The organism is Streptomyces coryli, from assembly GCF_011044975.1.
GTDB lineage: Bacteria > Actinomycetota > Actinomycetes > Streptomycetales > Streptomycetaceae > Streptomyces > Streptomyces coryli.
The window spans coordinates 1-9,878 of the sequence record NZ_JAAKZV010000272.1; the positions used below are offsets into that span (position 1 = coordinate 1).

The 9,878-nt window shown below is 73.2% G+C and carries 10 protein-coding genes and 1 riboswitch; of the genes, 5 read left to right on the forward strand and 5 right to left on the reverse strand.

The window, feature by feature from the left end:
- Nucleotides 1-96 precede the first annotated feature (96 nt).
- The 4 genes from G5C51_RS35745 to G5C51_RS35760 all read right to left on the reverse strand — a co-directional run bounded on the left by G5C51_RS35745 (nt 97) and on the right by G5C51_RS35760 (nt 4,662).
- Nucleotides 97-216: a SapB/AmfS family lanthipeptide gene (locus G5C51_RS35745; RefSeq protein ID WP_165243961.1), complete on the reverse strand. Its 120-nt coding sequence runs from the start codon at nt 214-216 to the stop codon at nt 97-99.
- Between the two features lie 13 nt (nt 217-229).
- Complete coding sequence (gene lanKC / locus G5C51_RS35750) at nt 230-2,833, reverse strand: class III lanthionine synthetase LanKC (protein ID WP_165243963.1); 2,604 nt, start codon at nt 2,831-2,833, stop codon at nt 230-232.
- Between the two features lie 136 nt (nt 2,834-2,969).
- Nucleotides 2,970-3,203 carry a ferredoxin gene (locus G5C51_RS35755; RefSeq protein WP_165243965.1) on the reverse strand — a complete coding sequence of 78 codons (234 nt, stop codon included), beginning with the start codon at nt 3,201-3,203 and terminating at the stop codon, nt 2,970-2,972.
- Between the two features lie 7 nt (nt 3,204-3,210).
- Nucleotides 3,211-4,662 (reverse strand): aldehyde dehydrogenase, encoded by a 1,452-nt coding sequence (locus G5C51_RS35760; RefSeq protein WP_165243967.1) that lies wholly within the window; start codon nt 4,660-4,662, stop codon nt 3,211-3,213.
- A gap of 83 nt (nt 4,663-4,745) precedes the next feature.
- Here G5C51_RS35760 and G5C51_RS35765 point away from each other — a divergent pair, with 83 nt between their 5' ends.
- Nucleotides 4,746-5,783 carry an MBL fold metallo-hydrolase gene (locus G5C51_RS35765; RefSeq protein ID WP_165243969.1) on the forward strand — a complete coding sequence of 346 codons (1,038 nt, stop codon included), beginning with the start codon at nt 4,746-4,748 and terminating at the stop codon, nt 5,781-5,783.
- A 29-nt stretch (nt 5,784-5,812) separates the two neighbouring features.
- Nucleotides 5,813-6,271 carry a GNAT family N-acetyltransferase gene (locus G5C51_RS35770; RefSeq protein WP_165243970.1) on the forward strand — a complete coding sequence of 153 codons (459 nt, stop codon included), beginning with the start codon at nt 5,813-5,815 and terminating at the stop codon, nt 6,269-6,271.
- Here the strand turns inward: G5C51_RS35770 and G5C51_RS35775 are convergent.
- The gene (locus tag G5C51_RS35775) at nt 6,225-6,644 is read right to left on the reverse strand and encodes a GNAT family N-acetyltransferase (RefSeq protein WP_165243972.1); all 420 of its coding nucleotides are present in this window, start codon (nt 6,642-6,644) and stop codon (nt 6,225-6,227) included. The two genes, G5C51_RS35770 and G5C51_RS35775, sit on opposite strands and share 47 nt — an antisense overlap.
- A gap of 47 nt (nt 6,645-6,691) precedes the next feature.
- Nucleotides 6,692-6,773, forward strand: a riboswitch (cobalamin riboswitch).
- Between the two features lie 98 nt (nt 6,774-6,871).
- Between G5C51_RS35775 and G5C51_RS35780 the strand changes: the two genes are divergently transcribed.
- The 3 genes from G5C51_RS35780 to G5C51_RS35790 form a co-directional block, all read left to right on the forward strand.
- Nucleotides 6,872-8,068: a prenyltransferase/squalene oxidase repeat-containing protein gene (locus G5C51_RS35780; RefSeq protein ID WP_165243974.1), complete on the forward strand. Its 1,197-nt coding sequence runs from the start codon at nt 6,872-6,874 to the stop codon at nt 8,066-8,068.
- The gene (locus G5C51_RS35785; RefSeq protein ID WP_338118423.1) at nt 8,065-8,706 is read left to right on the forward strand and encodes an SCO2322 family protein; all 642 of its coding nucleotides are present in this window, start codon (nt 8,065-8,067) and stop codon (nt 8,704-8,706) included. Before G5C51_RS35780 ends, G5C51_RS35785 begins: the two co-directional genes overlap by 4 nt.
- On the forward strand, nt 8,703-9,878 hold a 1,176-nt coding region (locus tag G5C51_RS35790), incomplete at its 3' end, for a CbiQ family ECF transporter T component (RefSeq protein WP_165243976.1). The genes G5C51_RS35785 and G5C51_RS35790, both read left to right, overlap by 4 nt.

Here is a 9,878-nt window from a genome sequence, read left to right on the forward strand (position 1 = left end):
CCCCCACCCATCGCACGCGCCGGCCCCGGGCGGCCGGTGGCTCCGCCCGGGGCCGGCTCGTCAGCGGTGATGTTCACGCGCCGGCGGGCTCGGCGATCAGAGACACAGGATCTCGCTGTGCGAGCTGTGCTTGTCGCAGAGCAGCAGGCTCACGCCGCTGCCGCCGCCTCCGGTCGTCTCCGGGGGCTCGAGCATCTGCAGGTCGAGAAGTGCCATGACGGTGTTCCCTTCATTCGGTTGCGGTGCGGGTTTTTCCTGACGACCCCGTACGAAGCCGGGGCCGGTCCGAGGGCCGCCGTAGCGGCGGCAGGAAGGGCAGCTGGGCCCGGCCGGCCGCCGGCGGGCCGCCGTATGCCGCGCCGAGCGCGAGCAGGCAGCCGGCGGTGCCGGTGGCCAGGTCCATGGACAGCCGCATCATCTGGTCGCCGGGGAAGGCGAGGCCGCCGCGGTACGGCATCGCGTACCAGCCGAGCGCCCGCGCCTGCGCGCCCAGCCGCGCGGCCGGGGCGCCGGTGCGGGCGAGGTGCAGCACCATGCCCGCGCGGCCGTTGAAGAGCCCGGGCTGGGCGTAGTAACGCCCGCACGCGGCGGGCAGGATGGCGGTCCGCGCCTCCGCGAAATCCTCCACGACCCGGTGCGCGAGGAAGTCGTCGAGCACCATCGCCACCCCGGCGCTCCCCGCGCCCACATACGGCAGCGTGCGGTCCCCGGCGTCGACGTGCAGCGCCCCGCTCCGGTCCGGCACACAGCGGGCGAGGTCGCGGCGCAGCGCGCTCTCGGCGAGGTCGAGCAGCCCGGCGTCGCCGGTGCGCTCGTGCAGCCGCAGGTACAGCAGCGCGGCGCCGCTCGCGCCGTGCAACAGCCCGGCGCGCCCGGCGCGGGCCCCGCCGTCGGCGCCCTGCGGCCTGCCCGCCACCAGCTCGGCGGCCCGGCGCGCGAGGTCCTCGAGCCCGAAGTGGCCGAAGACCAGGCCGAGTCCGGCCAGCCCGCCGTGCAGCGAGGGGCCGATCCGCTCCCAGTTCTCGTTGAGCACCCGGCCCAGCACCATCCGCGCCTGCTCCTCGTGGCCGAGCAGGTCGAGTACGTACGCGGCCCCCGCCAGCCCGTCGTAGAGCCCCGGCGGCGTGTCCTCCGGCGGCCGGACGGCCTGCCGCAGCAGCCACTCCTCGCCCTCCGCGTGCCGGACGCCGGTGGCGTGCAGCGCGTACAGCACGCCGGCCGCGCCGTGCGCGATGCCGAGCCCGCCGCCGTCGCCGAACTGCGCGATGTCGCCCGGGTAGAGCCGGTCGTCGCGCTCCGGCGTGGCGGCGGCGAGGATCGCCGCGGTCATCGCGTCCCGGGCGGCGGGCCACCCCGCGGCCGCCGCGGGCGGCTCCACCGGCAGGTACCGGCGGCGCCGGGAGGCCGCCCGCCCCCCGCCGATGACCCGCACCGCCTCCGCCAGGAACTCCCCCGGCACGTCCGGGAACTGCTCCGCCGCCGTCTCCGCCAGATGCGCCGCCTTGCCGCGGTCCACCGCCAGCAGCGAGGTCATCGGCACGAACAGCGCGATCCGCAGACAGGCCAGCGCGTACCGGTCCACGTCGAAGCCGCGCAGCCCGGCCGGCGCGATGAAGCCGGGGTGCGCCATCGCCTGCCGCCGCTCCTCGCGGGCGTCCGCGGCCGCCTCGAAGTCCAGCAGCCGCACGGACTCCTCGTCCGGGGCCACCATGATGTTGAACATATGCAGGTCGTTGAAGGCGATCCCCCGCTCGTGCACCGCCGCGACCGCCTCCTCCACCAGCCCGTGCATGCGCAGCGCCCAGCGTGTGTACGACGCCACCTCGGCCGGGTCGGGGTCGGCCGCGAGCAGCGGATGCCGTTCGGCGAAGAAGGAGTTGAGCGTCCGCCCCTCCAGAAAGTCCATCACCAGGAAGCGGTGGTCGCCGAGGGTGAAGAAGTCGCGCACCCCGGGCGCCACATCCAGCCCGGCGAGCCGCTCGAGCGCCGTCCGCTCCCGCTCCAGCCGGGCGACCGCGTCGGCCCCGTCGGCGGCCAGGCCGGCGTGCGGCCGCGCCTCCTTGAGTACGACCTGCTCGCCGCTCCGCTCGTCGGTCCCGGCGTACACGCCGCCGCCGTTGGAGAAGTGCAGCGCCCGGCGCACCCGGTACGGCATCTCGGCGAAGGTGACGGCATTACGGGCCGCGAGCTGCTCCTCCAGGAACGACGGCAGCCGCACCCACTCGGGCACCTGGAACGCCGGATCCCGCCGGTCCGGCACCAGCGTCCCGTCGGGACCCTCGATCGCCGGCACCAGCGCCCCGCTGTCGTCGGTGCACTGCCGCTTGGCGAAGGCCCCGTAGCGCACGTACAGCGGCCCGTCCTGCCAGCGCAGATCCGTCAGGACGTACGGCCCGGTCTGCCCGGCGAGCAGCCCGCCCAGCTCGGTCAGAATGCGCCGCAGCTCGGGCACCCCACCGGGATAAATGGTGGCGAATTTCCCGCTGTTGGACCGCGCCGCGTACTTGGAGTTCCGCAGGTGCAGCGCCCGCCGGCCGGGCACGAACTTGAAGGCGATGCCGCGCGGCACGCAGTAGTCCCACACCTCGGCGGCGATCTTCTCGGCGTTGTCCAGCGTCGCCGATACGTGGATCTTCCAGCCCTGGGCGGGCAGTTCCGGGCCGTCCGCGGGCGTGAACTGCAGCCAGTCCCCCACGGCCGCCCGCCGCCACCCGGCGGGGAGCGGCCGCCCGGCGGCCTCGAAGCGGCCGCCGGCGGCACGCCGCGACAGCCGGTCGGGGGTCTCGTAGAAGCACTCGTCGGCGAGGCAGAAGACCTCGTACCGCTTGTCCATGTAAGCCCCCCAAAGGCCCGGCGTGGAACAAAACGGTTCCACGCCGCAGGGGGGCGCCGACAGTCGCAGCTGTCACCAGGTGACGCTGCGACTGTCATGCCCGAATCATGCAGAATGCATCAATCGAACGCACGCATCAGTCGTCCGGCGGAAACACCGCCTCGTCCGATTCCGTCAGCCGGATCGAGATCGCCTCCACCGGGCAGCTCTCGGCCGCCGCCAGGATGTCCTCCGAGGCGTCCGTCACCTCCGCCACAGGGTGCGACTGCCGCGCGCCGTCGAGCCGGAAGGCCTCCGGCGCGGTGCCGACACACATCCCCGCGGCGATGCACACGCCGCGGTCCACCTCGACCCGCCAGCGGTCACCCATCAGCGCCTCATCCCTCCATCGGCAGGTGGATCATCTTGTGCTCGAGGTACTCCGCGTACCCCTCGGGCCCGAACTCCCGCCCGACTCCAGAGTTCTTATAGCCGCCGAAGGGCCCGAGCATGTCGATGCTGAAGGTGTTCACGCTGAACGTGCCCGTCCGTACCCGACGGGCGATCTCAATCCCCCGCTCCGTATCGCCCGTCCACACGCTGCCGGACAGGCCGTAGTCGGAGTCGTTGGCGATCCGCAGCGCCTCCGCCTCGTCCTCGTACGGGAGGAGGCTGATGACCGGGCCGAAGATCTCCTCGCGGGCGATCCGCATGCTGTTGCTGACCTCGCCGAAGAGCGTCGGCTCGACGTACCAGCCCTTGTCGAGGGCTTCCGGCCGGCCGCCGCCGGTCAGCACCTTCGCGCCCTCCTCCTGCCCGATGGCGATGTAGTCGAGCGACCGCTGCTGCTGCCGCTTGGCCACCAGCGGGCCGACCTCGGTGGCCGGGTCGAGCGGGTCGCCGACCTGCAGACCGGACGCATACGCGGCGAACCGCTCCGCGATCTCGTCGTACCGGCTGCGTGGCGCGAGGATCCGGGTCTGGGCGACGCACGCCTGCCCGTTGATCATCCAGGCGAACGGGCCTATCCCGGCGACGGTCGCGTCCAGATCGGCGTCCGGCAGGATGATCGCCGCCGACTTCCCGCCGAGTTCGAGCGTGACCCGGCTGAGGTTGCGCGAGGCCACCTCCATGACCCGCTTCCCGGCCGCCACGGACCCGGTGAACGACACCTTGTCCACGCCCGGATGCCCGACCAGATACTCGCTGACCTCGCGATCGGCCGGCAGGATCGACAGCACCCCGTCCGGCAGCCCGGCCTCGGCGCAGATCTCCCCGAGGAGGTACGCGTCCAGCGGCGTCTCCGGCGACACCTTCAGGATCGCCGAGCACCCGGACAGCAGCGCAGGGGCGAGCTTGGCGGCCGCGGTGAACTGCGGCACGTTCCAGGGGACTACGGCCGCGACGACGCCAACCGGCTCCCGCCGGACGAGGATCGGGCCGATGGCCCCCTGCCGCCGCTCCTCATAGGTGAAGTCGCGGGCGATGTTGATGTTCGCGTCCCACACCATCATCGAGGCGAGGCCCTGCATCATGGCGCCCGCGGTGATGGGGGTGCCGTTCTCCTGGCTGATCAGCCGGCTGATCTCCTCGTACCGGACCGCGAAGGCGTCCTTGATACGGGTGACCACCTCGATCCGCTCCTCGAGCGGCCGGTCCGCCCACACGCCGGAGTCGAAGGACTTCCTGGCGGCCGCCACCGCCCGGTCCACGTCCTCCCGCGACGCATGCGGGACCCTCCCGATGACCTCCTCCGTGTGCGGGGAGACCACCTCAATGGTGTCCTTGCCCGCGGGGGCGGCCAACTGGCCCCCGATATAGAGCTTCTCGTACTCGACGAGGGCGCTCATCGATCGCCTCCCGGGAATTCGGGTTAACCTGACGCTGTTTCAGCTAAAACTGATACCAGTTCTACTTCCAGAGGGGAACCGACGTGCAGGTGCAGGCTCACGGTGGCGGAGTGTGGAGCATCCCCGTCCCCATCCCCGACAACCCCCTAGGCCACACCCTCATCTACCTCCTCGACACCGACCGCGGCCCGGTCCTGATCGACACCGGCTGGGACGACCCGGACTCCTGGGGCGCGCTGGTGTCCGGCCTCGCCGAGTGCGGGGTCGAAGTCTCCGAACTCCACGGGGTGTTGATCACCCATCACCACCCCGACCACCACGGCCTGTCGGACAAGGTCCGGGACGCCTCCGGCTGCTGGATCGCCATGCACGAGGCGGACGCGGCGGTGGTCCGCCGCGGCCGCGACGCCGAACCGTCGGTGTGGATGGAGTACATGGTCGGCAAACTGACCGCGGCCGGGGCGCCGGAGGAGCACGTGGCCCCGATCCGGGAGGCGCTGTCGGCCGGAAAGGCGCGCGCGGTCCCCGGCCTCCGCGGCGCCCTCCCCGACCGCGCGATCGAACCGGGCGAGCTGGTGGACCTCCCGGGCCGCCGGCTGCGCACGGTCTGGACGCCGGGACACACCCCGGGACACGTATGCCTGCACCTGGAGGAGCAGCATCCGTCGAACCTGCCCGGCAACGGCCGCCTCTTCTCCGGCGATCACCTGCTCCCCGGCATCTCCCCGCACATCGGCCTGTACGAGGACCCGGACGACGACGTCATGACGGACCCGCTGGGCGACTACCTGGCGTCGCTGGAGCGGGTCGGCCGGCTGACGCCCGCGGAGGTGCTGCCCGCGCACCAGCACGCGTTCACGGGGGCGCCGGCCCGCGTGGAGGAGCTGCTCGCGCACCACGAGACGCGGCTGCAGGACGTCCGCCAGCTGCTGGTGGAGGCGCCGAAGACAGCATGGGAGCTGGCGGTCGCGATGGAGTGGAACCGGCCGTGGGACCAGATCCGCTTCGGCTCGCGCAACATCGCCGTATCGGAGGCGGAAGCCCACGTGCGCAGGCTGGTGAAACGCGGCTCGGCGGAGGCGGTCCCCGGCTCGGACCCGGTCCGCTACGCGGCCATCTGACCCGGCGGCGGGCTTGCCATAATGCGGCCATGGACTGGGGGCTGCGCGGCGCGGTGCGGGAAGACGTCGAGACGATCGCCGAGCTGCGCGCCACGGTCCTGCGGCCGGACCTGGAGCGCCTCGGCCGTTACGACGAGCACCGGGTACGGCAGCGGCTGCGCGACCACTTCTCGCCGCGGGACACGTCGATCATCACCGTCGGCGGCGACACCGCGGGCTGCGTCGCCCTCCGCCCGGCCGACGACAGCCAGTGGCTGGAGCACTTCTACCTGGCGCCGCGACATCAGGGACGCGGACTGGGCTCGGCGGTCCTGCGCGAGCTGCTGGAGGGCACCGACGCCACCGTCCGCCTGCAGGTCCTGCAGGGCAGCCCGGCCCGCCGCCTCTACGAGCGGCACGGATTCGCGGTGGAGCACGAGGACCCCGTCGACGTCTTCATGATCAGACGCGGTACATGCCTACGGAGTCATGCCCGGCCACATCACTGAAGCCGAACTTCTCGTAGAGGAAGCGCGCGGGCCCGTCCGCGATCAGCGACACATACGCGGTGGCAGGCGCCCGCCGGTCCAGCTCCTCGGTGAGCGCGGCCATGATGCGCCGCCCGAGCCCCCGCCCCTGGTGCGCCGGGTGCACGCACATATCGACGATCTGGAAGGCGGTCCCTCCGTCACCGACGACCCGGCCCATCCCGATCGGCTCGCCTTCGTGATGGAGCACCACCCCGTGCCAGGTGTTCCGCAGTCCGATCTCGACGGCCTCGGCCGCCCGGTCCGAGAGCCCGGCATCGGTCCGCAGCCGCCGGAAGACCTCGACAGACGGCACACCGACGCGCAGCTCGTAAGGGTCCACAACACCAGTCATGGATTACATCCTACGCAAGGTAAACTCGCAGACTGCCCCCCGCGGGGGAAGCCGGTGCGACTCCGGCGCTGACCCGCAACCGTAAAGCCGGAGCACCCGCCCGGGGCATTGCAGGCTCGAGACCGTCGAGGAATACGGAGCTGAGCCGGTGCCCCGCGCCGTGCGCGGAGTGACGGCGCCGTGTCCAGCTGCGACGCCCGCCGACCACGAAAGGCACCAACCCCGCCATGGTTCCCATACGCCGTACCGGCCTCATCAGCGCGACAGCGCTCGCCGCGCTCTGCGTCACCCTCGCGCCGGCGGCGACCGCCGCCTCGTCCGCCAAGGACGGCCTCTACGGCGACAAGGACCCGACCCACGACGGCGTCTGGCGCACCTCGATCGCGATGCTCGCGCAGCAGCGCGACGGGTACGTACCCGCCGGGACCGCGACCCGCTGGCTCCGCGCCCAGCAGTGCGACAACGGCGCCTACATGTCCTACCGCGCCGACACCGCCAAGGCCTGCGACCCGAAGAAGCTGGACACCAACGCCACCGCCGCCGCGGTCCAGGCGCTGGCCGCCACCGGGAGCAACACCGACGGCAGCACCGTCGAGAAGGCGGTCGCCTGGCTCAAGACCAGCCAGAACAAGGACGGCGGCTGGCCGTTCTACGCCGGCGCCCCCTCCGACGCCAACTCCACCGCCGTCGTCATCGGCGCCCTCACCGCCACCGGCGCCCGCCCGGCGAGCGTCGTCAAGGGCGGCAAGTCCCCGTACGACGCCCTCGCCGCGCTCCGCCTCCCGTGCGACGCGAAGCCGGCCGAGAAGGGCGCGTACACCTTCCAGCCGGACAAGAACAACAAGCTCTACGCCAACGACTACGCCACCGCCGCGGCCGCCCTCGCCGGCTTCGGCTCCGGCCTCTCGGTCAACGCGCCCGACGCCGACAAGCCGGTCAAGGCCCCGGAGTGCGCCACGAAGGAGACCCCCGCCGTCGCCGCGGAGGGCGCAGCGGCGTACCTGGACAAGAAGCTCGCGAAGACCGGCCACCTCATCAGCGCGATGGACGGCAAGTCGCCCGACCACAACGCCACCACGGTCGCCGTCCTCGCGCTGGCCGCCGGCGGCCACACCGAGGCCGCGAAGAAGCCGTACGCCTGGCTGGAGAAGAACTCCGCCGCCTGGTCCAAGACCACCCCGGCCGCCCTCGGCATGCTCGTCCTGGCGGCCCAGGCGACGGGCGAGACCCCGCCGGCGAAGACGGTCAAGGCCCTGAACGCGTCCGGCCCGGCACCGGTGAAGCGGGCCACGGGCAGCGAGACCAAGGAGGAGGACAGCGACGACGGCGTCAACACGACCGTGATCGCCGTGATCGCCGTCGGCCTGGTCGCCGGCATCGGCGGCGGCCTCCTGGTCAGCCTGCGCCGAAAGCGCCAGTCGTGAGGCGCGTCCTGGCGCTCGCTCTCGGCACGGCGCTGGCCGCGCTCATGGCCACCCCGGCCCAGGCCGCATCCGCGTACCGCTACTGGTCCTTCTGGGAGACGAAGGGCAGCACCTGGTCGTACGCCACGAAGGGCCCGGCCATCGCCCGCCCCGCGGACGGCGACGTGGTCGGCTTCCGCTACGCCGTGAGCGAGGACTCCGGCTCGGCGGCGAAGCCGCGCACGAAGCCGTCCTTCGATACGGCGTGCGCGGACACGCCCGCCGCCGGCGGCGGCAAGAAGCGCGTCGCCGTGGTGATCGACTTCGGCACCCCGAAGGACGCCGCGACCAAGGCGACCCCGCCGAAGCCCCGCACGGACTGCGCGACGCTGCCGGAGGACGGCACGGCAGCGGAAGCGCTCGCGCTGGCGGCAAAGCCCCTCCGCACCGGCTCGGACGGCCTGATCTGCGCGATCGCCGGCTACCCGAAGTCGGGCTGCGCGGAAACGGTGGACACGGAGGCGGAGAAGAAGACCAAACCCGCCGCCGAGGACAAGCAGGACGACGGCGGCCCGTCGGTCGGCCTCTTCGCGGGCGCCGCCGCAATCTCCATCCTGGCCGCCGCCACCATCTGGCAGCTACGCCGCCGCCGCACATGACGAACAAGCAGCACCAGGCGAGCCCCGCCCGGCCGGGCGGGGCCGCCCACCCCCGTAAACCCAACCCTCTTCGCGCGCCGCAGGCGACACGCTCCAACTCGCTCCCCGCAGGGGCCTGGTGGCTCTGGGCGCTCGCCCTCGCCACCGCCGCCTCCCGGACGACCAACCCGCTCCTCCTGGCGCTCCTGATCGCGACCGCCGGCTATGTCGTCGCCGCCCGCCGCACGGACGCCCCCTGGGCGCGCTCGTACACCGCCTTCCTCAAGCTCGGGCTGATCGTCCTCCTCATCCGCCTCCTCTTCGCGATCCTCCTCGGCTCCCCCATCCCGGGCACCCACACCCTCTTCACCCTCCCCGAAGTCCCCCTCCCCGACTGGGCGCAGGGCGTCCGCCTCGGCGGCAGGGTGGCGGCCGAGCCGCTGGTCTTCGCCTTCTACGACGGGCTCAAGCTGGCCACGCTGCTCATCTGCGTAGGCGCCGCGAACGCCCTCGCCAACCCGGCCCGCCTGCTCAAATCCCTCCCGGGCGCGCTCTACGAGGCCGGGGTGGCGGTGGTCGTAGCCATGACCTTCGCTCCCAATCTCATCGCCGACGTCCAGCGCCTCCGCGCCGCACGGCGCCTCCGCGGCCGCGCGGACCGCGGCTTCCGCGGCCTGCTCCAGGTCGGCCTTCCCGTCCTCGAAGGCGCCCTCGAGCGCTCGGTGGCCCTCGCCGCCGCGATGGACGCCCGCGGCTACGGCCGCGCCAACCCCGTCTCCCCCGCCGTCCGCCACACCACCACCGCCCTCACCCTCGGCGGCCTGCTCGCCGTCTGCGTCGGCACCTTCGGCCTGCTCACCGCGCAAGGCGCCACCTACGGCCTCCCGGCCCTGCTCGCCGGCCTCGCCGCCGCCCTGGCGGGCCTGCGCGTCGGCGGCCGCCGCACCCTGCGCACCAACTACCGCCCGGACCGCTGGACTCCACGCGCCTGGCTGGTGGCCGCCTCCGGCCTCCCGGCCGCGGCCCTCATGATCTACACCGCAATCCACGACCCCGCCGCCCTGACCCCGTCGGTCAACCCGCTGACCGCCCCCGAGCTGCCGCTCCTGCCCGCCGCCGGCATCGCCATCGCCCTCCTCCCGGCGCTGCTCGCCCCGGCGCCGGCCACGCCCCGCCGCGACGCGGCCCACGAC